Origin of the sequence: Klebsiella spallanzanii (assembly GCF_902158555.1) — a bacterium.
Taxonomy (GTDB): Bacteria; Pseudomonadota; Gammaproteobacteria; order Enterobacterales; family Enterobacteriaceae; genus Klebsiella; species Klebsiella spallanzanii.
Genome location: NZ_CABGGS010000005.1, coordinates 1 through 24731, shown reverse-complemented (window position 1 = coordinate 24731; position 24731 = coordinate 1). Strand labels below are relative to the sequence as shown.

General features: G+C 51.8%; 22 protein-coding genes. 13 read left to right on the top strand and 9 right to left on the bottom strand.

Annotated features, from left to right (window positions below):
- Positions 1-15: 15 nt before the first annotated feature.
- The gene (locus FN082_RS07510) at positions 16-315 is read left to right on the top strand and encodes a hypothetical protein (protein WP_139536879.1); all 300 of its coding nucleotides are present in this window, start codon (positions 16-18) and stop codon (positions 313-315) included.
- 69 nt (positions 316-384) lie between these two features.
- On the opposite strand, the gene FN082_RS07505 is transcribed toward FN082_RS07510, so the two are convergent.
- Entirely contained in the window at positions 385-1956 is a 1572-nt protein-coding gene (locus FN082_RS07505; protein ID WP_142981375.1) for a bifunctional metallophosphatase/5'-nucleotidase, read from the bottom strand.
- 92 nt (positions 1957-2048) lie between these two features.
- The gene (locus FN082_RS07500) at positions 2049-2810 is read right to left on the bottom strand and encodes an outer membrane protein OmpK (protein WP_142981374.1); all 762 of its coding nucleotides are present in this window, start codon (positions 2808-2810) and stop codon (positions 2049-2051) included.
- A gap of 540 nt (positions 2811-3350) precedes the next feature.
- Here FN082_RS07500 and FN082_RS07495 point away from each other — a divergent pair.
- The 4 genes from FN082_RS07495 to nhaR all read left to right on the top strand — a co-directional run bounded on the left by FN082_RS07495 (position 3351) and on the right by nhaR (position 8725).
- Positions 3351-4844, top strand: a complete 1494-nt coding sequence (locus FN082_RS07495) for a sulfatase family protein (RefSeq protein ID WP_142981373.1) — start codon at positions 3351-3353, stop codon at positions 4842-4844.
- A 331-nt stretch (positions 4845-5175) separates the two neighbouring features.
- Positions 5176-6429: an IS1/IS1595 family N-terminal zinc-binding domain-containing protein gene (locus FN082_RS07490; protein ID WP_142981372.1), complete on the top strand. Its 1254-nt coding sequence runs from the start codon at positions 5176-5178 to the stop codon at positions 6427-6429.
- A gap of 168 nt (positions 6430-6597) precedes the next feature.
- Positions 6598-7773, top strand: a complete 1176-nt coding sequence (gene nhaA, locus FN082_RS07485) for a Na+/H+ antiporter NhaA (RefSeq protein ID WP_142981371.1) — start codon at positions 6598-6600, stop codon at positions 7771-7773.
- 52 nt (positions 7774-7825) lie between these two features.
- Complete coding sequence (gene nhaR, locus FN082_RS07480) at positions 7826-8725, top strand: transcriptional activator NhaR (RefSeq protein ID WP_139536884.1); 900 nt, start codon at positions 7826-7828, stop codon at positions 8723-8725.
- A gap of 49 nt (positions 8726-8774) precedes the next feature.
- Here the strand turns inward: nhaR and FN082_RS07475 are convergent, their stop codons facing one another.
- From FN082_RS07475 to rpsT, 3 genes are all read right to left on the bottom strand, one after another.
- Positions 8775-10814, bottom strand: coding sequence for a glycoside hydrolase family 31 protein (locus FN082_RS07475; RefSeq protein WP_139536885.1), 2040 nt, complete (start codon positions 10812-10814; stop codon positions 8775-8777).
- Positions 10815-10852: 38 nt separating this feature from the next.
- Positions 10853-12226 (bottom strand): MFS transporter, encoded by a 1374-nt coding sequence (locus FN082_RS07470; protein WP_142462229.1) that lies wholly within the window; start codon positions 12224-12226, stop codon positions 10853-10855.
- A gap of 401 nt (positions 12227-12627) precedes the next feature.
- Positions 12628-12891, bottom strand: coding sequence for a 30S ribosomal protein S20 (gene rpsT, locus FN082_RS07465; RefSeq protein ID WP_003018940.1), 264 nt, complete (start codon positions 12889-12891; stop codon positions 12628-12630).
- 330 nt (positions 12892-13221) lie between these two features.
- On the opposite strand from rpsT, the gene ribF reads away from it, so the two are divergent.
- The 7 genes from ribF (at position 13222) to FN082_RS07425 (ending at position 20421) form a co-directional block, all read left to right on the top strand.
- Positions 13222-14160, top strand: a complete 939-nt coding sequence (ribF, locus tag FN082_RS07455) for a bifunctional riboflavin kinase/FAD synthetase (RefSeq protein ID WP_112215044.1) — start codon at positions 13222-13224, stop codon at positions 14158-14160.
- 44 nt (positions 14161-14204) lie between these two features.
- On the top strand, positions 14205-17021 hold the full coding sequence (ileS, locus tag FN082_RS07450; RefSeq protein WP_142981370.1) for an isoleucine--tRNA ligase: 2817 nt from the start codon (positions 14205-14207) through the stop codon (positions 17019-17021).
- Positions 17021-17518, top strand: a complete 498-nt coding sequence (lspA, locus tag FN082_RS07445; protein ID WP_139536888.1) for a signal peptidase II — start codon at positions 17021-17023, stop codon at positions 17516-17518. The genes ileS and lspA overlap by 1 nt, the downstream gene beginning before the upstream one ends.
- 125 nt (positions 17519-17643) lie before the next feature.
- A complete protein-coding gene (fkpB, locus tag FN082_RS07440) occupies positions 17644-18093 on the top strand; it encodes an FKBP-type peptidyl-prolyl cis-trans isomerase (RefSeq protein WP_139536889.1) in 450 nt (149 codons plus the stop codon).
- Position 18094: 1 nt separating this feature from the next.
- Positions 18095-19045, top strand: coding sequence for a 4-hydroxy-3-methylbut-2-enyl diphosphate reductase (gene ispH / locus FN082_RS07435; protein WP_139536890.1), 951 nt, complete (start codon positions 18095-18097; stop codon positions 19043-19045).
- Positions 19046-19110: 65 nt separating this feature from the next.
- The gene (gene rihC, locus FN082_RS07430; RefSeq protein WP_142981369.1) at positions 19111-20025 is read left to right on the top strand and encodes a ribonucleoside hydrolase RihC; all 915 of its coding nucleotides are present in this window, start codon (positions 19111-19113) and stop codon (positions 20023-20025) included.
- Positions 20026-20058: 33 nt separating this feature from the next.
- Entirely contained in the window at positions 20059-20421 is a 363-nt protein-coding gene (locus tag FN082_RS07425) for a DUF805 domain-containing protein (protein WP_139536892.1), read from the top strand.
- Here the strand turns inward: FN082_RS07425 and FN082_RS07420 are convergent.
- Complete coding sequence (locus FN082_RS07420; RefSeq protein ID WP_142981368.1) at positions 20354-21298, bottom strand: LysR family transcriptional regulator; 945 nt, start codon at positions 21296-21298, stop codon at positions 20354-20356. The two genes, FN082_RS07425 and FN082_RS07420, sit on opposite strands and share 68 nt — an antisense overlap.
- A 92-nt stretch (positions 21299-21390) precedes the next feature.
- On the opposite strand from FN082_RS07420, the gene FN082_RS07415 reads away from it, so the two are divergent.
- A complete protein-coding gene (locus FN082_RS07415) occupies positions 21391-22020 on the top strand; it encodes an alanyl-tRNA editing protein (protein WP_142462231.1) in 630 nt (209 codons plus the stop codon).
- A gap of 44 nt (positions 22021-22064) precedes the next feature.
- Here FN082_RS07415 and citB read toward each other — a convergent pair whose 3' ends face one another.
- The 3 genes from citB to FN082_RS07400 form a co-directional block, all read right to left on the bottom strand.
- Positions 22065-22763 (bottom strand): citrate response regulator transcription factor CitB, encoded by a 699-nt coding sequence (gene citB, locus FN082_RS07410; RefSeq protein WP_139536893.1) that lies wholly within the window; start codon positions 22761-22763, stop codon positions 22065-22067.
- Complete coding sequence (gene citA / locus FN082_RS07405) at positions 22756-24384, bottom strand: citrate sensor histidine kinase CitA (protein ID WP_142981427.1); 1629 nt, start codon at positions 24382-24384, stop codon at positions 22756-22758. Before citA ends, citB begins: the two co-directional genes overlap by 8 nt.
- 173 nt (positions 24385-24557) lie before the next feature.
- The coding region (locus tag FN082_RS07400; protein WP_139814631.1) for a sodium ion-translocating decarboxylase subunit beta at positions 24558-24731 on the bottom strand (174 nt) is incomplete at its 5' end.

Below are 24731 nucleotides of genomic sequence, written 5' to 3'. Positions count from 1 at the left end.
CAGGACTGCCGAATCATGGATAAAATGCCCCTCGTTCGTCGTGCAATCCCTGCCGTATCATTACCGTTGTTCTTTATCGGCTGCGCATTAGCCGCTTCCGGTGGCCAGCTTCGATTTACCGGAAGCGTGGTGATGGCGGGCTGTTGGAATGAAGTGGGAACCTCTGAGATTTTATGCCATCGAAAAGACGGCGTTGAGCGCCATGTTACCGTGGAGAATCTTATTGTGCCTATGTCCGCTCCCCATGCCACAATTGAAAAGAGCTATCTGGATGAGGATAAACAGCTGACGCTGCTGCGGATTGTTTATGATTGAATGGGCTGAATGAGGCAATGGCTCAATCATACTGAAGCGCTTACCGCCGCATGATTGAGCCAGCGAATGCTACTTACTTATATCGTCAACGCGCATTGTATGATCAGGAACGATATTATCAATATGTCGGATATAATCGGTTATCGCATCGGCAGTTTGCAGCCCTTTAATATATTTAATATTTTTCCCTTTGGTGAAGTTAAAGCCGCCACCACCTTTACCAATGAATGAATCCAGGGCAACCGTATAGGTCTTTTGGTCTTCTACCGCTTTGCCTTTTATATCAAAGGACACAATACGCTGGCCAAGAGGCTTACTACTATCGTATTTAAACTGGACCGTTTTTGAAGCGTGCAGTATGCCATTTTTAAGATCCGCGGCGTGGGACATGATCGCTTTTAGATCCTTTCCGGTAATCTCCATACTCATCACATCGTTGGTGAATGGGTACATACTGAGCACGTCACCATAGGTGATATTGCCTTTCGGGAGTTCGGTGCGAATGCCCCCGGCGTTATAAAATGATGCATCGGCATAGGGGACTTTATATAGCAGGGCATCGGTAATTAAGTTGCCCGTTGGCGCAGACTCACCGTAGGAACGTGTTAATACTTCTGGCGAATGGCCGACTACTTCATCGGTAATGCTCTTCACCTTGGTATTCCATTCGTCGATTTTGGCCTGCGTGTCCGGATCGGGTTTATACGTATCCGCGTACAGGGTAATCAACTTACCATCATAATTATCAACTTTTTTCGTTTCCGGGTTCCAGTCGAGCACCAGTTTACCCAGTTCGATGGTATAAGCGTCCGTTGAAACGATCAGCGTATTTCCTGTTTTAATTGGCTCAGGCGTACCTTTATGCGCATGTCCGGTGATAAGCACATCAAGACCATAGCCTTGCAGTGATTCAGCCATTTCTATATCTGTTTTCAACGCACGAGCAACATCCTCATCCCCACTACTGGACTGGCGACCGGGAACACCCTCATGGGCAAGCAGTACGGTAAGATCGACTTTCCCTTTTAGCTCTGTGAGCGCTTTTTTGACGTAGGGGATGGGGTCCCGACAATCCACGCCATCGCGCACGCCCGCCGCAATCGCTTCGTAAAACGCGGAAACACCATGCATACCAATAACGCCAATTTTTACACCATCTTTTTCAACAATCGTGTAGGGGGTATTGATTAATGGTTTATCTGAACCACTATAAAAGACACTGCTTAATAGAACCGGAAACTGGAGCTTTTTAAGCTGTGTAACCAGATTTTCATGACCATGATCGAATTCATGGTTGCCTACGGCTACGGCATCGTAAGGCATGGTGTTCATGATATCGATAATTGCCTCACCTTTAGTTAAAGTGCTAATCGATGGGCCGGTAAAATAGTCTCCAGCGTCAAAGAAAAAGACATCTTTATCTTTTTTCTTCGCCTCTTTGACAATTTTTGATATTGATGCAAACCCTCCAACAGGGCGGGGTTTATCAACGTAAGGTATTATTTCGGGGCTGACATGGGCATGTAAGTCGTTTGTATAATAGATAGTAATATCTTTTGCATTGGCGGAGAAACTCATTGCGCCACTGAATCCAATACATACTGAGAGCGCCGATAACGATAGTTTTGTAGATACTTTCATTTTAGTGATCCATTCTGCAGTTTAGTCACGTGTCTCTACTCATTAAGTCGAGTATTTGTGGTATTTATAAAATTAGAACCTATGATTAAAAGTTAGAATTCATAGCCGATAAGATAATTCATGCGATCGCTATAATCATCCCATCCCAGTTTATTCCGGAAGTAGCGATATGAGACCGACGCTGTCCAGCGAGGCATAAACTTCCATGCCAGCGTCACTGCGCCATTGATGCCAAAATCACCGCCTTGTTGTTCTGCATATGCGTCATTTCTATCAATCTCAAATTCATTCCAGTTAGAAATAACAAATTTTTCCCCGAACACCTGAAAATTGTGAGCCGCAACCCAACCTACCACATAGCCATTCCAGCCGGTGGCCTGACCATATTTCTTTGAATTATAATCATTAGAAAGATTATGCACGGCGACGTATGGTTTAATAAAACCAGACGGTCCAGTGAGACCTAAATATCCCAGTCCATACATCATATTAAGTTCGTCGCCGAATTTATTCTCCATCGACATGTAGAGTTTCATCATTAGCGTAAAATCAGAACCGTCGATTGGTCGATAATGACCTAAAAATTGTGTGACGTGATTTCGCCCCTCAACCGGATGATTGAGTACGTTCATCTCATAAAATGAAGCAAATTCGCCTTTATCGAAGACGGCACCAAAATCAGCAACGATTTTCCACACCTCACCCCTGCCAACGTTAACAAAACCTTTATTCCAGTCACCATAGCCAGCGCTAATCTTTCCATATACGCGTTTAAGCTCGGCGCTATGACTATTTACACTACACAACAGTACACAAACGCTCAGTAAACTTCTTATTAATATTTTATTTTCCATAACTCATCCCGGAGATAATTAATTGTAGAGGCGTTAAAAGATATAGCGATTAAAACCATAGTTTATGGGGGAAGAAGCTAATTCTTAGGTGACAGATGTCGCAGAAATTACATGGTTACAAGGTTATTGGCCAGGTGTGTCATTTAATGTTGCTTGCGACCGGGTAACCTTATGTTATTTCATTATTCATGGTGTTGTGATTGCAACATTTTATGATGGTTGAACTTAAAGCGCTTTTTATTAAGGTTAATCCATTGTGAGTATATTTAGATAGATAGCATTCGCAAAACAACACACGATGACATGTTAATGAGTTAATAAGAAGGTTCCAGTGATATTTGGGATTCAGGTCACGTGACAGTCCTGTGACTTTCCATACACTGGTAAAAATCGTGACGGCATGGATAAAATATCCACCCCATCAATAGAATTGATATGGATAATAGATTGTTGAGTGAGCCTGATTCAGGTTTTTATTTTAATGTATTGATAAATTAATTTCTCTGGTTATGAAATAATTTATTAATCAAAGGAGTGAGAATGAACAGAAAAATAGTAGCCAGCATGATTGGGCTTGCGCTATGTGCCGGAAGTACATTATCAACGGTACAGGCGGCGACAGAAAAACAGCCTAATTTAGTGATTATTCTGGCAGATGATTTAGGTTACGGGGATCTTTCGGCCTATGGCCATCAAATTGTCAAAACTCCAAATATCGACAGATTAGCTCAGGAAGGGGTGAGGTTTACGGATTATTACGCCCCGGCGCCGTTATGTTCGCCTTCACGCGCGGGGTTATTGACCGGACGAATGCCGTTTCGCACAGGTATAAGATCGTGGATCCCGGATGGTAAAGATGTTGCTTTAGGTCGTAATGAGCTGACGATTGCTAATTTGCTGAAGCAGGAAGGTTACGATACCGCGATTATGGGCAAACTGCATCTTAATGCTGGCGGCGATCGTACCGATCAGCCGCAGGCTAAGGATATGGGGTTTGACTACAGGCTGGTGAATACCGCGGGTTTCGTTACTGATTCGACTCTGGATAGCGCAAAAGAGCGACCTCGCTACGGTATGGTCTATCCCACCGGTTTTACGCGTAACGAAAAACCTATCGGTCGGGCAAATACCTTCAGCGGTGAGCTGGTGAGTTCGGAAGTGGTGAACTGGCTGGATAATAAGAAAGATGAAAAGCCTTTCTTTCTCTATGTCGCGTTTACCGAAGTACACAGCCCGCTGGCTTCGCCGAAGCAGTATCTTGATATGTACTCGCCCTATATCAGCGCTTATGCGAAGCAGCACCCTGATTTGTTCTACGGAGATTGGGCAGATAAACCCTGGCGCGGTGCAGGTGAATATTATGCCAATATTAGCTACATGGATGCTCAGGTAGGTAAGGTCCTCGATAAAATTAAAGCGATGGGTGAAGAAGAGAATACGATCGTAATTTTTACCAGTGATAATGGTCCGGTCACTCGCGAAGCACGGAAAGTTTATGAACTGAACCTTGCTGGTGAAACCGACGGCTTGCGTGGACGTAAAGATAATCTTTGGGAGGGCGGGATTCGCGTTCCGGCGATTATCAAATACGGTAAGCACATTCCACAGGGGATGGTATCAGAAACGCCAGTAACGGGTCTGGACTGGGTACCTACGCTGGCACAAATGATGCATTTTTCTTTACCGACGGATCGTGCTTATGACGGCCAGTCCCTGGTTCCGGTGCTGGAAAAGAAAGAACTTAAGCGTGAGAAGCCGTTAATTTTTGGTATTGATATGCCGTTTCAGGATGATCCCACGGACGAGTGGGCGATTCGCGATGGCGACTGGAAAATGATTATTGACCGTGAAGGTAAGGCTAAATATCTTTATAATCTGAAGCAGGATCGTGCAGAAACGCTAAATCAAATGGGCAAACAGCCTGAAGTTGAGAAGCGAATCTATGCTGAATTTCTGAAATATAAGAACGATATTGATAATGACTCATTAATGAAAGCTCGAGGTGATAAACCTACGCCCGTCACCTGGGGATAAGCGAATATAATAATAAAATCATAGTATGCCACTTAGGGCATTGCCCACCTGATTCAGCGTCTTGGCGCTGAGTCAGGTATTTTTATTTGTGAATGATTATTCGGATGAACAGGAGAATAAGAGTCTATCCCATTAGGACTATTTCACTTGCCATTTTGGACCTGGGCAGTACTCGAACTGGCTGCGCCAATAACGCCTGGTGGGATAGGCTCTAAGTTAACCGAATCGTTGGTTATACGCATTTGCGCCATGGTGAGTGCGTGTTTTACGTCTAACAGGTAACAGTAACAAAATCATGGTGACCTGATGTAAATATTCGCAGGGAGTGAATATGTTTAACGATGTTAATGTTAATAGTTGTAAAACTCCGGGGTGTAAAAATCTTGGTGTACTTAATAGCCCTGATTATGTTTGCCAGGGGAATAATATATTGTGTCGGGAGTGCGGTTTCCTTTTTCCGCTTATCTCGGGTAAATCGCTTAATGCTTTTCGTCATACGGTAAACCTTGGATGGAAAGGATTGATTAAGCAGTGTCCTGGGTGCGGTGGTTTTTCCCTTAAACGCTACGGCTATTCCGCACAGGGTGAGCGCCGAATGTCGTGTCGTGACTGCAAAAAGACATTTATCATACCCAACAACGCTAAAGTCACTTCCCGGCAAGAACATCTTGCGGCTTTAATCAAAGACGAAAGTTCGCTCAATGAAATTCGTACTCTGTTGGCGATCGATAACACCACGTTAAGTCGTGAACTGAGAAATTTATCTTATCGGGCTGGCCTGGCAGAACGTGATTTTTCATTCCCGGCATTTGATATTGCCCTTAGCACTCGGGCATTCAGCGTCGGTTTTAATGGCGGAGAAAACCGTCTATATGTACTGGTGACCGCAGAGGAAGGGAGCGGAAAAGTTATCGCTATTTCGACGAACTATACCTCACAGCCAGTTGAAGCGGAGTATCAGTATCAATCGCAATATGAAGAACGATTACCTCCAGGGACCCTCACGCATCTTGTTCAGCGCAAAGAAATACTCACTATGCGACGGCGCGCAGCGCTGTTCGATATTGATTACGGCCCGGCGGCGCTGCATCAGCATGAACGAGGAATGTTGGTTAAACCCGTTTTACCCGCCTACCGGCACTTTGAACTGGTGAGGATGTTAACTGACGAACGCTCTCTTAACGTACAGCATTACCTCGATCATGAGTGTTTCATTCTTGGCGGCTGCATGATGGCGAATCTACTCGATGTCCAGCAGGGGCGCTGCCATATTTCATTTGTCAGAGAACGGGGCTCGACTCCTCCGCAAAGAGATATGCCTCCACGTCTGTTTTACAGCGGCGGGATTCGTAACAACATCTGGCGAACCTTCTCCACCAGGGATTACGCAATGGCCGTATGCAACCTGACTGGAACTAAGAAAACCAGCATGTTACGGCATGCGACCTTACGCAGCGCGAGTGGATTTATACAGTATGTTTTTCAACACCCTTTTCTGGCTTATCTGAATCGGATGTCGCCAGCGAATGTGACTGCTGTGCTGAATCACTTGAAGTATGAATACAATAATCGCAGCCACTTTTAAACTTTTCTCTGTGACCCTGACACTCCCATGACATTGATGTTATCAATTATTTAATGCATTTAATTCGTAAAAACCGATCATTAATGCAATTTAAAACTTGTTTTTTCGATGTTTTGCCGCCTGTATTATACTTTTATCGAGTTATTTGCCGACAAGGTGAGAGTAAAAGTGAAACATCTGCAGCGTTTTTTTCATAGCGATGCTTCCGGGGGCATTATCTTAATTTTTGCCGCTGTGCTGGCGATGTTATTGGCGAATATCGGCGCGACCAGCGCTTTTTATCACTCTTTTCTGGAAATGCCGGTTCAGCTGCGCGTGGGCGCATTAGAGATCAACAAGAACATGTTGTTGTGGATTAACGATGCGCTGATGGCGGTGTTCTTCCTGTTGATTGGTCTGGAAGTGAAGCGGGAAATGAATCAGGGAGCGCTAGCCAGCCGTCGTCAGGCCGTATTTCCCGTTGTGGCGGCATTGGGCGGCATGGTGGTTCCGGCGCTGGTCTACCTGGCGTTTAACGGCCAGGATCCGATTGCCAGAGAGGGTTGGGCGATTCCGGCGGCGACCGACATCGCCTTCGCGCTGGGCGTGCTGGCGCTGTTGGGTAACCGTGTTCCCGCCGCGCTGAAGATTTTCCTGATGGCGCTGGCTATCATTGATGACCTGGGGGCAATTATCATCATTGCTCTGTTCTACACACACGATCTTTCCGTTGTGTCACTGATTGTTGCTGCCGGGGCTATCGCCGTACTGGCGGTGTTAAATCTGAGCGGTGTCAGGCGCACCGGTATCTATATTCTGGTCGGCGCCGTGCTCTGGACCGCGGTACTGAAATCGGGAGTTCACGCGACGCTTGCTGGCGTTATCGTGGGCTTTATGATCCCGCTAAAAGAGCAGGACGGCAAATCACCGGCGAAGCAGCTTGAGCACGCACTGCATCCGTGGGTGGCATTTATGATCCTGCCGCTCTTTGCCTTTGCCAATGCGGGGGTTTCTCTGCAAGGCGTCACGGTTGAAGGGCTGACCTCGCTGCTACCGTTAGGTATTATTGCTGGGCTGTTTATTGGTAAACCGCTGGGGATTAGCGCATTCTGCTGGCTGGCGCTGAAGCTGAAATGGGCTTCTCTGCCGGAGGGGACCACCTGTAAGCAGATTATGGCCGTCGGCATTCTGTGTGGGATTGGCTTCACAATGTCGATTTTTATTGCCACCCTGGCATTCGGCAGCGTTGACCCCGGATTGATCAACTGGGCTAAGCTTGGCATCCTGATTGGATCGATATTATCGGCAGTCACGGGATACATCATATTGCGTAAGCGCGTAACGGATTCGGGCTACGCGGCTTAACATCTCATGGAGAGCCGCTATGGCTCTCCTGGACATTATCAGGGAGAGAAGCATGTCGCATATCAACTACAACCATCTGTACTACTTCTGGCATGTCTACAAAGAAGGCTCCGTGGTTGGCGCGGCGGAAGCGTTGTTCCTGACGCCGCAAACCATTACCGGACAAATTAAGGCGCTGGAAGAACGTCTACAGGGGAAGTTATTTAAGCGTAAAGGAAGAGGGCTGGAGCCCAGCGAATTAGGAGAACTGGTGTTCCGCTATGCGGATCGCATGTTTACGCTGAGCCAGGAAATGCTGGATATCGTTAACTATCGCAAAGAGTCTAACCTGCTGTTTGATGTCGGCGTTGCGGACGCGCTGTCGAAAAGGCTGGTCAGCGGCGTACTGGATGCCGCTGTCGTCGATAACGAACAGATCCATTTACGCTGTTTTGAATCGACTCACGAAATGCTGCTGGAACAGCTAAGCCAGCACAAGCTCGATATGATTATCTCCGATTGCCCTATCGACTCAACCCAGCAGGAGGGGCTGTTTTCAGTGAAAATCGGTGAATGCAGCGTGAGCTTCTGGTGTATGAATCCGCCGCCGCAAAAGCCGTTCCCGGCCTGCCTCGAAGAGCGACGTTTGCTGATCCCCGGCCGCCGTTCCATGTTAGGGCGCAAACTGCTCAACTGGTTTAACTCGCAGGGTTTGCAGGTGGAAATTCTGGGCGAGTTTGATGATGCGGCGTTGATGAAAGCCTTTGGCGCGGCGCACAACGCGATATTTGTCGCGCCAACGCTGTATGCGCATGACTTCTATAATGATGAGACGATAGTCGAGATCGGGCGGATGGATAACGTCATGGAAGAGTATCACGCTATCTTTGCCGAACGCATGATCCAGCATCCGGCGGTACAGCGTATTTGCAATCGTGACTATTCGGCGCTTTTCACACCGCCGCAGGCATAAGTCGCGGCTGATTTTCGGCTGCGGCGGAAATGCCGCAGCCGGAACAAGACTACAGATTCAATAAATTCCGGTACTGCCCGCTTTCGCGAATAAATACCGGAATTCTATTCAGCGGCGCGGCATAGCGCAGCGTCTGGCCTCCTTGATAGCTTTCGCCGGTCGCCAGATCGGTCCATTTTTCGCCTTCCGGCAGCCAGACGTCGCGCTCGCGCATACCTTCATGCATTACGGGCGCAACCAGCAGGTCGGGGCCGAAACAGTACTGGTCGGCGACCTCCCAGCTTGCTGCCTGCTCGGGGAATTCAAAAAACAGGGTGCGCATCACCGGCGTATTGCGTTTATGGGTTTCCGCCATCAGCGCTTTGATATAGGGCTTGAGCTTCTCGCGTAGCATCAGGCAGCCCGTCAATACGTCGCACACGTCTTCGCCGTAGCTCCAGACTTCATTCGGCGCGCCTGTGGGGCACTGGGCAATACCGTCACGGTACGGCTGCTCTGGAAGAATTTGCGGATCGCGGTTACCGTGCAGACGCATCACCGGGCTAAATACGCCCCACTGGAACCAGCGGATCAGTAGCTCATGGAAACGCGGATCGTGAATATTGCCGCCGTGAAAACCGCCAATATCCGTCGTCCACCATGGGATCCCCGCGATCCCCATATTCAGCCCGGCGGCAAACTGATTGCGCAGCGAGCGAAACGAAGAGTGAATATCGCCTGACCAAACCAGCGCGCCGTAGCGTTGGCTGCCCGCCCAGGCGCAGCGCAGCAGGTTGATAACCTGATCCTCACCATCCGCTTTCATACCGTCAAAGAAGGTCTTAGCGTACATTCGCGGGTAGATATTGCCGACTTCCAGCACCGGCCCGGCGTGGTAACGATAGTTGTCGTAGTCGTAAACGCTGAATTCCGGCTCGGCTTCGTCCAACCAGAAGAGCTTCACGCCTTTATCGTAATAGTTGCGTTTAGCTTTGCCCCAGACGTAGTCGCGGGCGCCTGGATGGGTGGCATCAAAGAAGGTGGTATTACCGAGGAAATCCATATTAATCGGCAATCCGCGTTCCGTTTGCACCAGCCAGCCGTTTTCGCGCATCTCCCGATAACTCTCGGTGCGGTTATCCACCGTCGGCCAGACGGACACCATCAGCTCGATACCCAATGATTTCAGCTCGGCAATCATCGCATCAGGATCGGGCCAATCGCGCGGGTCGAACATCCAGTCGCCCTGATTCGGCCAGTGGAAGAAGTCAATGACGATCACCGAGATGGGCAGGTTGCGCTGCTTATACTCGCGGGCGACCTCTAACAGCTCTTCTTGCGTACGATAGCGTAACTTGCATTGCCAGAAGCCCATGGCGTAATCCGGCATCATCGGCGGCGTACCGGTGGCGAGCGCATACGCCTGACTGATTTCAGCTGGGGTATCTGCTGCGGTGATCCAGTAGTCCAGCTGTTCGCTGACATGGGCTTCCCATTCGGTGACGTTATGCGCGAACGTCGCGCGACCAACGGCAGGGTTGTTCCACAAAAAGCCGTAGCCGAGGCTGGAGATCATAAACGGCACTGAGGCCTGAGAGTTGCGCTGGGCCAGCTCAAGCACGCATCCTTTAAGATCCAGATTAGCCTGCTGATATTGGCCCATACCGTAGATTTTTTCGCCCTCAGCGGCCTCGAAGCGGGCTTTGATTGCGTATTTCCCTCCCTGAATCGGGCGGAATTCACGGCCTTCAAGATTAAGCGCGCTGACGTACTGGCCATGGGATGATTCATCCTCGCCAATCTCCCCACGCAAACGCCAGAACTCCTGGAGCAAACACTTATGCGGATGACGATAAAAAGCGATTTGTCCCTGCTGATTAACAATTGCGATAATCTTGCCGTTAGTCAGCGTGGCCTGTTTTTGGTCATAAACAATGTGGCAGGCGCTTTCTGCGACCGGCTCCGTCAGCGCCCAGTCCTCATTTCTCATAACCGGTAGATGACGGCCGCTGCGTACGCGCAGGCTGTTCTCACCCCAGGGTTCTATCCATAAATAGCGATCGTTTTGCTGCCAGACCAGACGACGCGGGTCTTGTTGCAAAAATGGCATGGTGGTTCCTCCCATATTCAGGTGGTGAAGGTAGAGCGTTAGTGGTTGATGGTTTCCAGATCGTGGCGAACCTTGTCTTCCATGGCTTCATATTTACGGAAGAAAAGCAGCGGGATCGCGGCGAGTGCAAAGAGCAGAGCGGGCGCCCAGATGAAGGCCCAGGTTATCCCTTCCAGTCCGGCAGCGCTTTGGGCATGGTTAGGCACATAGCCGAAGCTGTTCATTATCCAGGCGGCGAAGGCGGTACCAATACCGCTGCCCATCTTGATACAGAAGGTGCTGCCGAAGGCGATCAGAATACCGGTTGCTTTAATGCCCGTTTTCCATGCGCCAAAGTCAACGGCAAAGCCGAGCATGGCGAACGGCATCGAGCAGGCGATACCGCTACCGATATTGCCGAGTACCCAGGCGGCAATGAGTAAAGGAATGTTATCCGCTGCCATCCACATCAGGATGCCGCCCAGCGTGGCGACCAGCAGGCCGCTAATCCAAATCCAGGTTTTGGAGAGATATTTGCTGAAGAAGGGGATAGCGATGATGAACAGGATCTGAATGGTCGCCAGGCTGTTAATCAGCGGAACCAGATCTTTACGCTCGAGGTTATAGGTTAAATAGTAGACAATGGTTGTGGAGCGCTGCTGTAACGCAATCCAGAAGATCAGGTTTGCCAGCACCATCAGTATCCACGGCCAGTTGCCTTTCATCGCCGCGAAGCTCTTTTTCATCGGCAATTTGGGTTCTTGCTGTATTTTATCTGCATCCATTTCGCGAATATTTTTAAAGGCGAAAAGAGTGAGCGAGCAGGATATAACGGCGAATAAAATTGCCGTATAAATAAACCCTGCGTGGTCATCTCCTTTACCTAAAAAAGCCACTAACGGCAGCGCGGTGGCATTCATTAACAGAACCCCAATTTGCCCTCCGGTCATTCTCCATGAGTTTAATACCAGACGCTCTTTGGGGGATAAGGTCATTAACGGTAATATCGCACTAAGCGGTGTATTGAGACCGGTAAATAAAATACTGGCTATCATGTAGGATATTGCCGCATAGATGGCTTTTCCCGTCATGCTGATATCGGGGGACCAAAATGACAGTGCGCTGAATACGCCGAAAGGTAGCGGCAGCCACAGGAACCACGGGCGGCATTTCCCGTAACGGGAACGCGTTTTATCGATGATAATCCCCCAGATAGGGGCGTCGATGCCGTCGACAATACGTGCCAGTAGCAGGATGACGCCTGCTACCGCAAGGCTGATCCCCGCAACGTCGGTATAGAAATATAATATGTACGTCGAACCAAAACAGTACAGCAGATTTCCTGCCACATCTAAAGAACCGTAGCTGATACGCTGTAGTAAAGGCAATGATGTTGACCCGGAAGACTGGGTATCTTCAATTACAGAACTCATACTGATAACTCCTGCATTGTAACGATACGCCCAGAAAAACAGCTTTTACTTTCTAAGCAATAGGGTGTTTTTATTTTTTAATCTTTATGAAATATGGCCTGAGATAAATATGAAGTCATTAAACCGTAGATGAAAAATAGTTAACCATGGCGGGGCGATCAATTATTAAATCTTACATCAGGATTGCGTTTCTTCGTTTTTCTGTGAGTTATTCTGCTATTTGCCATGCTGGTCACATTTTCATCAACAATGAAAGATAAGAGCTTTCATTTACCTCGTTAGAGGAGCGGGGAAAGGTGATGGCTGGATGAAAGGCGGGGCAAAGAAACAACCGGTCGGGCAGTAGACATAAAAAAACCCGCTTTCGCGGGTTTTTTCACAAAGCGACAACAAGCAGGCGATTAAGCCAGTTTGTTGATCTGAGCGGTCAGGTTTGCTTTATGACGCGCAGCTTTGTTTTTGTGGATCAGACCTTTAGCAGCCTGACGGTCCACGATTGGTTGCATTTCGTTAAATGCTTTCAGTGCAGTAGCTTTGTCGCCAGCTTCGATGGCTGCGTATACTTTCTTGATGAAAGTACGCATCATAGAGCGACGGCTAGCGTTGTGCTTGCGGGCCTTTTCAGACTGAACGGCGCGCTTCTTAGCTGATTTGATATTAGCCAAGGTCCAACTCCCAAATGTGTTCTATATGGACAATTCAAAGGCCGAGGAGAATGCCCGTTTAGCCTTCTTTTGTCAATGGATTTGTGCAAATAAGCGTCGCTTAAACCAACAACGCTTCATTACGTAGTGATGGCGCAAGATTCTATCAGCTTGTTGCTGGCGAATACAGCCTTTCAACCATAAAAATCGACGATGCCGGAGAGTTTTTCCTGCAATCCTGCGCTGAGTGAATGAATTACCGGGATCTTTCGGTGAAGAGGTGCAATCGCTGGTTAACGTCGCCAGTTGTACAAGGTATACTCGGACGATTTTCACTGTTTTGAGCCAGACATGAAGCTGATACGCGGCATACATAATCTCAGTCAGGCCCCGCACGGGTGCGTGCTGACCATTGGAAATTTTGACGGCGTGCATCGCGGGCACCAGGCATTATTGCAGCGTTTGCGCGCAGAAGGTCGCCAGCGTGGTTTGCCGGTGGTGGTAATGATTTTTGAGCCACAACCGCTTGAGCTTTTTGCCGCTGATAAAGCGCCGGCGCGTTTAACGCGTCTGCGTGAAAAACTGAACTATCTGGCTGAAAGCGGCGTCGATTACGTACTGTGCGTGCGCTTCGATCGGCGCTTTGCGGCATTGACCGCCCAGGATTTTATCAGCGAGCTGCTGGTCCGCCAGCTAGGCGTCCAGTTCCTCGCCGTTGGCGATGATTTCCGCTTTGGCGCTGGTCGCCAGGGGGATTTCTTGTTATTACAAAAGGCCGGTGTGGAATTCGGCTTTGACGTCACCAGCACCCAAACATTCTGTGAGGGTGGGGTGCGCATTAGCAGCACGGCGGTTCGCCAGGCGCTGGCTGATGACGATCTGCCGCTGGCGGAGACCCTGCTGGGGCATCCGTTTACTATCTCTGGTCGCGTGGTCCATGGCGATGAGCTGGGGCGCACAATAGGCTTCCCGACGGCGAATTTACCGCTGCGTCGTCAGGTTTCCCCGGTAAAAGGGGTCTATGCGGTAGAAGTGACAGGGCTTGGCGACGAACCTTTTATGGGCGTCGCCAACATTGGTACTCGTCCAACGGTATCCGGCGTGCGTCAGCAGCTGGAAGTCCATCTCCTGGATGTTGTAATGGACCTCTACGGTCGCCATATAGATGTAATACTGCGTAAAAAGATACGTAACGAGCAGCGATTTGCGTCGCTTGATGAGCTAAAAGCGCAAATCGCACGTGATGAGTTAACGGCCCGCGACTTCTTTGGGCTAACCGGGCAGGCATAACCCTGACGGTGTTTATCAAACCGAAATACGGAACCGAGAATCTGATGAGTGACTATAAATCGACCCTGAATTTGCCGGAAACAGGGTTCCCGATGCGCGGCGATCTCGCCAAGCGTGAACCGGGAATGCTGGCGCGTTGGACCGATGATGACCTGTACGGCATCATTCGTGCAGCCAAAAAAGGCAAAAAAACCTTCATTCTGCATGATGGCCCTCCTTATGCGAATGGCAGCATTCATATTGGTCACTCGGTTAACAAGATTCTGAAAGACATTATCGTTAAGTCCAAAGGGCTGACGGGTTATGACTCTCCGTACGTACCGGGCTGGGACTGTCACGGTCTGCCGATCGAGCTGAAAGTGGAACAGGAATACGGTAAGCCGGGCGAGAAATTCACCGCCGCCGAGTTCCGCGCCAAGTGCCGCGAATATGCCGCTCTACAGATTGACGGCCAGCGTAAAGACTTTATCCGCCTTGGCGTATTGGGCGACTGGTCTCACCCGTACCTGACCATGGACTTCAAAACCGAAGCCAATATTATCCGCGCGCTGGGTAAAATCATCGGCAACGGCCACCTGCATAAAGGCGCTAAGCCGGTGCACTGGTGCGTAGATTGCCGTTCTGCGCTGGCGGAAGCGGAAGTTGAGTATTACGACAAAACCTCCCCGTCCATCGACGTGGCGTTCCACGCGACGGATAAAGCGGCGGTGCTGGCGAAATTTGGCGTAGCCGACGTTAACGGCCCGGTTTCTCTGGTTATCTGGACCACCACCCCGTGGACCCTGCCGGCAAACCGTGCAATCTCCCTGTCGCCGGAGTTTGACTATGCGCTGGTGCAGGTTGACGGTCAGGCGCTGATCCTCGCCAAAGATCTGGTTGAAAGCGTGATGAAACGCACCGGTATTGCGGATTACACCATTCTGGCGGTGGTCAACGGCGCAGAACTGGAGCTGATGCGCTTTAAGCACCCGTTCCTTGCTTTCGACGTTCCGGCGATCCTTGGCGACCACGTTACTCTGGATGCCGGTACCGGCGCGGTACATACCGCTGGCGGCCACGGTCCGGACGACTACACCATCAGCCAGAAATACGGTCTGGAAATCGCCAACCCGGTTGGCCCGGACGGTGCTTATCTGCCGGGTACTTACCCGTCTCTCGATGGCATCAACGTCTTCAAAGCCAACGACATCATCGTTGAGATGCTGCGCGACAGCGGCGCGCTGCTGCACGTTGAGAAAATGCAGCACAGCTATCCGTGCTGCTGGCGTCACAAGTCGCCGATCATCTTCCGCGCCACGCCGCAGTGGTTCGTGAGCATGGATCAGAAAGGCCTGCGCGCGCAGTCGCTTAAAGAGATCAAAGGCGTGCAGTGGATCCCTGACTGGGGCCAGGCGCGTATCGAATCGATGGTCGCCAACCGTCCTGACTGGTGTATCTCCCGCCAGCGTACCTGGGGCGTACCGATGTCGCTGTTCGTGCATAAAGAGACACAAGAGCTGCACCCACGCACGCTGGAGCTGATGGAAGAAGTGGCTAAACGCGTAGAAGTCGACGGCATCCAGGCGTGGTGGGATCTCGATTCCCGCGACATCCTCGGTGCCGATGCGGATAGCTACGAGAAAGTACCTGATACCCTGGACGTGTGGTTTGACTCCGGGTCGACCCACTCTTCCGTCGTTGACGTGCGTCCGGAATTTGCCGGTCACGCCGCCGATATGTATCTGGAAGGTTCTGACCAGCACCGCGGCTGGTTTATGTCCTCGCTGATGATCTCTACCGCGATGAAGGGCAAAGCACCGTATCGTCAGGTACTGACCCACGGCTTTACCGTTGATGGTCAGGGCCGCAAGATGTCCAAATCCATCGGCAATACTGTCAGCCCGCAGGACGTCATGAACAAACTGGGTGCGGATATCCTGCGCCTGTGGGTAGCCTCTACCGACTACACTGGCGAAATGGCGGTCTCCGACGAGATCCTCAAACGCGCCGCTGACAGCTATCGCCGTATCCGTAACACCGCGCGCTTCCTGCTGGCGAACCTCAACGGTTTCGATCCGGTAAAAGATATGGTGAAACCGGAAGAGATGGTCGTGCTGGATCGCTGGGCAGTAGGCTGCGCGCAAGCGGCGCAGGAAGATATCCTGAAAGCCTACGAATCTTACGATTTCCACGAAGTGGTGCAGCGCTTGATGCGCTTCTGTTCCATCGAAATGGGCTCGTTCTGGCTCGATATCATCAAAGACCGTCAGTACACCACCAAAGCGGACAGCATTGCACGTCGCAGCTGCCAGACCGCGCTGTATCATATTGCCGAAGCGCTGGTACGCTGGATGGCGCCGATCATGTCCTTCACCGCCGACGAAATCTGGGGTTACCTGCCGGGTGACCGTGAGAAATACGTCTTTACCGGTGAATGGTACACCGGCCTGTTCGGTCTGGCCGCCGACGAAGCGATGAACGATGGTTTCTGGGACGAGCTGCTGAAAGTGCGCGGCGAAGTCAACAAGGTCATCGAACAGGCGCGTGCTGATAAGCTGGTGGGGGGCTCTCTGGAAGCGGCGGTCACGCTGTATGCCGATGCCGATCTCGCGGCGAAGCTGAACGCTCTGGGCGACGAATTGCGATTTGTCCTGTTGACCTCCGGGGCGAAGGTTGCCGATTATGCGCAGGCTCCGGCAGACGCCTGGCAGAGTGAGCTGCTGAAAGGCCTGAAAGTCGTGCTGAGCAAAGCCGAAGGTGACAAGTGCCCGCGCTGCTGGCATTACACCACGGATATCGGCAAGGTGGCGGAACACGCGGATATCTGCGGACGCTGTGTTAGCAACATCGCCGGTGACGGTGAAAAACGTAAATTTGCCTGATGAGTAAACCGATTTGTTCAACGGGGCTACGCTGGCTGTGGGTCGTCGTCGCCGTGCTGATTATCGATTTAGGCAGTAAATTCCTGATCCTCCAGAACTTCGCTCTGGGGGATACGGTATCGCTGTTTCCATCGCTTAATCTGCATTATGCGCGCAACTACGGCGCGGCCTTTAGCTTCCTCGCCGACAGCGGCGGCTGGCAGCGCTGGTTCTTCGCAGGTATCGCTATCGGTATCTGCGTGATCCTCGCGGTGCTGATGTATCGCTCTAAGGCGACGCAAAAGCTGAATAACATTGCCTATGCGCTGATTATTGGCGGCGCGCTGGGGAATTTATTCGACAGGCTGTGGCATGGGTTTGTCGTCGATATGATCGATTTCTACGTCGGGGACTGGCACTTCGCCACCTTCAACCTGGCCGATACCGCTATCTGTATCGGCGCGGCGCTGATTGTGCTGGAAGGCTTCTTGCCTTCCCGTGATAAAAAAACATCATAAAAAGTTGCCGGATGGCGACGCGAAAGCGTCTTATCCGGCCTACAGTATACATCGGCCTTTGTAGGCCCGGTAAGCGCAGCGCCACCGGGCAAACAAGCGGCGGCAATGTAAAAGAGCAAACCTGCATGTCAAACTCTGTACAAAGCAACAGTGCGGTGCTGGTGCACTTCACCCTAAAGCTCGACGATGGCTCCACCGCAGAGTCAACCCGCAATAACGGTAAACCCGCGCTCTTCCGCCTGGGCGATACCTCGCTTTCTGAAGGTCTTGAGCAGCACCTGCTGGGGCTGAAAGAGGGGGATAAAACCACTTTTTCGCTGGAGCCGGACGCCGCCTTTGGCGTACCGAGCCCGGACCTGATTCAATATTTCTCGCGCCGGGAATTTATCGACGCGGGCGAGCCTTCAATCGGCGCGATTATGCTCTTTACCGCAATGGATGGCAGCGAAATGCCCGGCGTGATCCGCGAAGTGAACGGCGATTCAATCACCGTTGATTTCAACCACCCGCTGGCCGGGCGTACTGTTCATTTTGATGTTGAAGTGCTGGAGATCGATCCGGCGCTGGAGGGGTAAAATGCAGATTCTGTTGGCTAACCCGCGCGGCTTTTGCGCAGGCGTTGACCGCGCTATCAGCATTGTTGAAAATGCGCTGACGCTCTACGGCGCGCCGATCTACGTGCGTCATGAAGTCGTACACAACCGCTATGTTGTGGACAGCCTGCGCCAGCGCGGCGCTATTTTTATCGAGCAGATTAGCGAAGTGCCGGACGGCGCGATCCTGATTTTCTCCGCCCACGGCGTCTCTCAGGCAGTACGCAACGAAGCGAAAAGCCGCGATCTGACGGTTTTTGACGCCACCTGCCCGCTGGTGACCAAAGTGCATATGGAAGTTGCCCGCGCCAGTCGTCGTGGTGAAGAGTCGATTCTGATTGGCCACGCCGGTCACCCGGAAGTCGAGGGTACCATGGGCCAGTACAGCAACCCGCAGGGCGGAATGTACCTGGTGGAGTCGCCGGATGATGTCTGGACGCTGGACGTGAAAAATGATGCTAAGCTGTCGTTTATGACCCAGACAACGCTCTCCGTTGATGATACCTCTGACGTCATTGACGCCCTGCGCGAGCGCTTCCCTAAAATCGTCGGGCCGCGTAAAGACGATATCTGCTACGCCACCACTAACCGTCAGGAAGCCGTGCGCGCGCTGGCTGAGCAGGCGGATGTCGTGCTGGTGGTGGGGTCGAAAAACTCGTCTAACTCCAACCGTCTGGCCGAGCTGGCCCAGCGGATGGGGAAAGCAGCGTATCTGATTGACGACGCGTCCGATATTCAGGAAGCGTGGGTTAAAGAAGCGCAGTGCGTGGGCGTGACCGCGGGCGCATCGGCACCGGATATTCTGGTGCAGAACGTCATTTCGCGGCTGCAGGAGCTGGGCGGCGGCGAAGCGGTGCCGCTGGAAGGCCGGGAAGAAAACATTGTTTTCGAAGTACCGAAAGAGCTGCGTGTAGACGTCCGTGAAGTAGAGTAAGTTCTTTTCCGCCGCAGTATGAGAAGATGCCAGGCTTAACGTCTGGCATTTTTTATGGAGAAACTATGCGCTTACCGATCATTCTGGATACCGATCCCGGCATTGATGACGCGGCGGCGATTGCCGCGGCGCTGTTCGCCCCCGAGCTGGATCTGCAGTTGATGACCACGGTGGCGGGCAATGTGTCGGTGGAGAAAACCACCCGCAACGCTCTGCAACTGCTGCATTTCTGGAACGTCGATGTCCCGCTGGCCCAGGGCGCATCAATGCCGCTGGTTCGCCCGCTGCGCGATGCCGCCTCCGTGCACGGCGAGTCCGGGATGGAAGGCTACGATTTTGTTGAACATAACCGCCAGCCGCTGGCAAAACCGGCGTTTCAGGCTATCCGCGATACGCTAATGCACGCGACGGAGCCGATGACTTTGGTGGCGATTGGCCCGTTAACCAATATCGCGCTATTGCTGACCCAGTACCCAGAATGCCGCTTTAATATTCGTCGCCTGGTGATTATGGGCGGCTCCGCCGGGCGCGGTAACTTTACGCCGAATGCGGAATTCAATATCGCTATCGATCCGGAAGCGGCGGCTAAAGTGTTCAACAGCGGGCTGGAAATCGTCATGTGCGGGCTGGACGTCACCAATCAGGCGATGCTGGCTCCGGAGTATCTTGCCACGCTACCCACGCTTAATCAGACCGGGAAAATGCTCCATGCACTGTTCAGCCACTATCGCAGCGGCAGCATGAGCAGCGGCCTGCGTATGCATGACCTGTGCGCGATTGCCTGGCTGGTGCGACCGCAGCTCTTCACCCTCGAACCATGCTTTGTGACGGTTGAAACCCAGGGGACATGGACCTCCGGCACCACGGTGGTCGATATTGAAGGCAAGCTTGGACAACCGGCAAACGCGCAGGTGGCGCTGGGGCTGGACGTCGAAGGATTCCAGCGCTGGGCGGCCGAGGTGATAGCGCTGGCACCTTAACCATCAAAGATAAACATCAGGGAGATGTAGGTTATGACTTATGGACAAGCGTATCTTAATGGCTGGAAAAAAGGTTTCCATTTTAGCGGTGTAGCCAGCAGGCAGGAGTTCTGGTCCTTTTTTATCACCAACCTGCTGATTCTGGTGCTGCCGCTGGCGGCCTGGTTTTTGGCGACGCAACATAATTATCAGTACGGCGTTTTTATTTTTTACGCCGTGCCGCTCAGTTTTATCCTGCTGTTGGTGATGATCGTTCCTGTGCTGTCCGTTGGCTGTCGCAGGATGCACGATATTGGTCGTTCCGGCTGGTGGTTTGCCCTGTGCCTGATTATTCCGTGGTTTTTGATCGTCGCGCTGTGGCTATGCTGTCTGAAGCCGGCCTCATCTTCTCGCTAAGATAATCAATCATCGCCCGCATTCTGGCGGGCATATGCTTATTGCCCGACCACAGCAGCCAGAGCTGGCCGGAATAGCTGCTAATAAACTCCCACTCCGGCAAGACCTGCACAATGTCACCGCATTCCAACGCCTCACGGGCGGTAAACAGCGGCAGGCTGCCGATCCCAAGATTCTGCTTTACGGCATCAAGGCGTACGGCGGTATGGTTGGCAGCATAGCGACCATGCGTCTGAATCGTCTCGGTTTTGCCATCGCGGCGGAACTTCCAGCGCGAATCGGCGGGTGTTTCGCCAAGGCTGATACAGCTATGTTCACGCAGATCCTGCGGCGTTCGCGGTCTGCCATATTGCACCAGGTAGCCAGGCGTTGCGCAGATAACGTGGCTGACCGGCATCAGCGGCTTACCGTGCAGACCCGGCGAGGGCGTATGGGTAATACGTAGCGCCAGGTCGATACCGTCATCAATAAAATCAAGAACGCGATCCTCAAGCCGCAGACAGACGTCGATCTTCGGGTAGCGGCTAAAAAACTCCAGCATCAGCGGGTGAATGACAAAGCGTCCCACGGCTTTAGGTACGCTTAGCGTGAGCTTTCCCTGGGCCACCGTCTGAGTACTGCCGGCGGCATCCATGGCCTGACGCGCCGACTCGAGCATCTCCAGCGCATGTTCATACACCGTATTACCGGTATCGCTGAGGCGCAGCTTACGCGTGGTGCGATGTAGCAGCTTGCTGCCCATCTCCCGCTCCAGGCGCGAAACACTGCGGCTGATGGCGGAGGGTGTGGTCCCTGTCATGCGGGCGACGGCGGAAAAGCTGCCCTGTTCGACAATCTGCACGAACAGGGCGAGATCGGGCAGTAGGTTTAGATTCATTTGTGCTTCCTGGGCATAAGTGCATTGGTATATGACAGGATTATCGCTGCCAGGAATATCAATATACTGTCCTGACAGAGAGGAGAACAACCATGACTGAACGTCTTTATTACACCTGCGATGCCACTGAATGCCCTGCGCGAGTAGTGAACTGCCTGAGCGAAGCTGATGGCCGCTATGCCATTGAACTTGATCGCACGCTGTTCCATCCGCAGGGCGGCGGGCAACCGGCGGATCGCGGCTGGATCGACGATATTCCCGTAGAGGGCGTTACCGCGCGCGGCGACAGTATTGTACATATTGTTTCACAGCCGCTGCCTTGCGGTGATGTCACCATTCGGGTGGATACCGCCGTAAGGCAACGGCACGCTCGGCTACATTCCGCCGGGCATTTGATTGGTCAGGCCGGTGAATGCTTTGGCTGGCAGCCGATCAAGGCGCATCACTGGCCGGGAGAAGGGCGTATCACCTTCGCCGCAGGCGCGAAGGCGTCACTGCCCGAAGCCAGCGCACTATTGGCGCAGGTAGAGGCCTGGCAGGCGGAGAATTTACCGCGTCAGGTCTCTTTTGCTGATGGCCTGCGTAAGGTCGGCTTCGGCGACATGCTGAGCTATCCCTGCGGCGGCACGCACGTTACCAGCCTGTCCGAGTTGGGGAAAGTCGTCATTACTCAGGTAAAGATGAAAAAAGGCCAGATGATCGTTAGCTACACAATGGAATAAGCGGTAAAAGGAGATGCCCGGTAAACAAAGCATCTCCGCGATTCTTAAACGTGCTCAGTATTTTTACCGTGATAAATCCGCTCCGGTCTGCCGACTTTACCGTAGCTGATTTCAGCCTCGAGAAAATCGTTTTTCACCCCTTGCTCCAGGTAGCGGCGGGCGGTAGTTTTACTACTGCCAAGAATACGAGCCAGGGAGTCGGCGGTGTGAACGATCTCCGGATCGCTAAATAGCTGCAGAACGCGGTTGAAAGTACTTTCATCGATACCACGTAGCGGAGAGCTGGCGGCTTCGGTATGTTCTTTGGCCTGAATATTAAAAAGGGCATCGACATGAGTTTGGTTTGCCTGCTCGCTGGAGCGCAGGGAGCTGCGATAACGGGCAAAACGCTCAAGCGTATGCTGCAACCGCTGATAATGGACAGGTTTAATCAGATAATCAAAAACGCCCATTCGCAGGGCTTCGCTGATGGTATCCATATGATTATCGGCGGTGATAAAAATGATACGGCCTTTATAACCGGTGTTCACCGCGTGGCGGATCAGATCGAGTCCCTTGCCATCGGGCAAGAAGTTATCCAGCAGAATAAGCTGCGGCTGATAGAGACGGAGCAGTTTTTTTGCGCTTTCCAGTTTATCCGCAATGCCAATGACTTCAAACTGGGGGAATTGCTTGATGGTGTCCACCAGGATTTCCGCCAGCATAGGTTCGTCTTCAACGATGAGGGTTGTGATGCTATCCATGATGTTCATCTCGGGTCAGGGGGATATAAAGAGTAAAAATAGTGCCAAAGGGGATGTTGTTATCGACGACGATATTGCCGCCTGCCTGCTCGACGTAGCTACGAACCAACCATAATCCGATACCGTGATCGCCACTGTCGCTGCTGGTCACGCCGCGCTCAAAAATACGATCGCGCAGCTGTTCGTCAATCCCGCATCCTTGATCGGCGATCTCAACGATCACTTCTCCCCCCTCGCTGTTGATCAGGCACTCAATCTGCCTTGATCCCGTTGGCTGGCGTAAGGTGGCATTGTAGGCGTTATCCAGCAGATTCCCGACGATCGAGATCCATTCATTGTGTGAAAGTGATGAGGGTAAAGCATCGACGTAACAGGCGGGGTCAAATACCAGCTCTAAACCGAGCTCTTTGGCGCGATAGTATTTACCAATCAGTAGTCCGGCAAGATGGTTAACTTTAAAATTACGCGCGATAAAATCAAGCACCTTCTGATGGCTTTCAGACTGCTGCTGAATAAGCGCCAGCGCATCATCGTAGCGTTTTAAAAACAGCAGACCGGCAATGGTAGAGATCAGATTGCGATGCTCATGCTGTACGGCACGTAGGTTATCTGCATATTGCTGCACCTGGCTGAGCTGTAGGCTAAGCGTATTGATATCATCTTTGCTGCGAAAACTGATTACCCAGCCCTGAGGTTCACTATTGAGCGTGACGGCCATCCGGCTGGCGATCACTTTGATCTGGTTAAAGGTGACGATTTCATCTTTTTTATTGGTCTGCGGTGCGTCATAGAAAAATGTCTCCTGAGAGATCACGCTGCTGATGCTCTTACCTATCAGGATAGTCTCCGGCTGGCTCAGGTTTAATAGCCGCCGCGCGGTCTGATTAATGGCGGTAATTTTGTAATGAGAGTCGATAGCAATCAGACCCTCAAAGACCGATTCAAACAGGACGCTTTGCTGGATAAGCAGCTGCGATAGCTGCTGTGGTTCCATATTTAGCATCTGCTTTTTAATGTGTATCGAGAAACGTCTGGCGCAGTAGAGCAGCAGGAGCAGCATGATTGCCATCGGGATCATCAGCGAGCCAATCTGTAGGCTGAGCCAGTTTTCTAACTGTTCAATGGTGTATCCCACCGATACGATGCCGATCACTTTTCCGGTGCTGTCCTGGATTGGTGATTTACCGCGCAAGGATGACCCCAGAGAACCTTTGCGCACTGAAACGTAGCTTTTGGCGTTATACAGCGCTTCGTCGCTGTCGCCGCCCTCCATATATTTACCGATTTCATCAGGATTAACGTGATAGAGACGCTGGCCTTTTGCATCGCCGACGGTGATGTAGGTGGCGTCGGAAAACGATCGCATCGGGTCGATTAGCGCTTTAATCCGTAGCAGATCGTGCTTTTCTACCGCTTCGACCAGCTCAGGCATCGCGGATATTTGCATCGCCTGTATTAGCGCACGCTGGCCGACCTGATAGTGCAGACGCTCCTCCGTGATACTGGTGAGATACCATGACATGGCGAGCATCACGATTGTTGAGGTAAACAGGATCAACAGAAAGATGCGGTTCTGGAACGAACGGCGGGCAAACCAGTGCGTGATTTTTCGGCTAAACATTGGGCGAATTGACATCAAAAGGTCATTTTCTCTTTTTTTGGGGCCAATGACGCTGAATTGGCCCACAGATTTGCTGATTTCGGAAGATATTCAGTCGGAATACGATGTTTTACGTATCCCCGGAGCTCCGGGCTACAGATCCATGCAATCCGGTAGCCCGGACAGGTACCGGTTTACATCGCCAGCACGTACTTGAGCATCACCCCGGCGGCTATCGCCGAGCCAATCACCCCCGCCACGTTCGGGCCCATCGCGTGCATCAGCAGGAAGTTCTGCGCGTCCGACTCCAGGCCCACCTTGTTCGACACCCTGGCCGCCATCGGCACCGCCGAGACCCCGGCGGAACC

Coding starts and splice junctions, on each gene's coding strand:
- fkpB (WP_139536889.1), top strand. CDS start 17,644: ATGTCAAACTCTGTACAAAGCAACAGTGCGGTGCTGGTGCACTTCACC.
- ileS (WP_142981370.1), top strand. CDS start 14,205: ATGAGTGACTATAAATCGACCCTGAATTTGCCGGAAACAGGGTTCCCG.
- FN082_RS07420 (WP_142981368.1), bottom strand. CDS start 21,298: ATGAATCTAAACCTACTGCCCGATCTCGCCCTGTTCGTGCAGATTGTC.
- citA (WP_142981427.1), bottom strand. CDS start 24,384: ATGTTTAGCCGAAAAATCACGCACTGGTTTGCCCGCCGTTCGTTCCAG.
- rihC (WP_142981369.1), top strand. CDS start 19,111: ATGCGCTTACCGATCATTCTGGATACCGATCCCGGCATTGATGACGCG.
- citB (WP_139536893.1), bottom strand. CDS start 22,763: ATGGATAGCATCACAACCCTCATCGTTGAAGACGAACCTATGCTGGCG.
- FN082_RS07425 (WP_139536892.1), top strand. CDS start 20,059: ATGACTTATGGACAAGCGTATCTTAATGGCTGGAAAAAAGGTTTCCAT.
- FN082_RS07475 (WP_139536885.1), bottom strand. CDS start 10,814: ATGCCATTTTTGCAACAAGACCCGCGTCGTCTGGTCTGGCAGCAAAAC.
- FN082_RS07510 (WP_139536879.1), top strand. CDS start 16: ATGGATAAAATGCCCCTCGTTCGTCGTGCAATCCCTGCCGTATCATTA.
- lspA (WP_139536888.1), top strand. CDS start 17,021: ATGAGTAAACCGATTTGTTCAACGGGGCTACGCTGGCTGTGGGTCGTC.
- FN082_RS07500 (WP_142981374.1), bottom strand. CDS start 2,810: ATGGAAAATAAAATATTAATAAGAAGTTTACTGAGCGTTTGTGTACTG.
- nhaR (WP_139536884.1), top strand. CDS start 7,826: ATGTCGCATATCAACTACAACCATCTGTACTACTTCTGGCATGTCTAC.
- FN082_RS07415 (WP_142462231.1), top strand. CDS start 21,391: ATGACTGAACGTCTTTATTACACCTGCGATGCCACTGAATGCCCTGCG.
- FN082_RS07495 (WP_142981373.1), top strand. CDS start 3,351: ATGAACAGAAAAATAGTAGCCAGCATGATTGGGCTTGCGCTATGTGCC.
- FN082_RS07490 (WP_142981372.1), top strand. CDS start 5,176: ATGTTTAACGATGTTAATGTTAATAGTTGTAAAACTCCGGGGTGTAAA.
- FN082_RS07470 (WP_142462229.1), bottom strand. CDS start 12,226: ATGAGTTCTGTAATTGAAGATACCCAGTCTTCCGGGTCAACATCATTG.
- ribF (WP_112215044.1), top strand. CDS start 13,222: ATGAAGCTGATACGCGGCATACATAATCTCAGTCAGGCCCCGCACGGG.
- ispH (WP_139536890.1), top strand. CDS start 18,095: ATGCAGATTCTGTTGGCTAACCCGCGCGGCTTTTGCGCAGGCGTTGAC.
- FN082_RS07505 (WP_142981375.1), bottom strand. CDS start 1,956: ATGAAAGTATCTACAAAACTATCGTTATCGGCGCTCTCAGTATGTATT.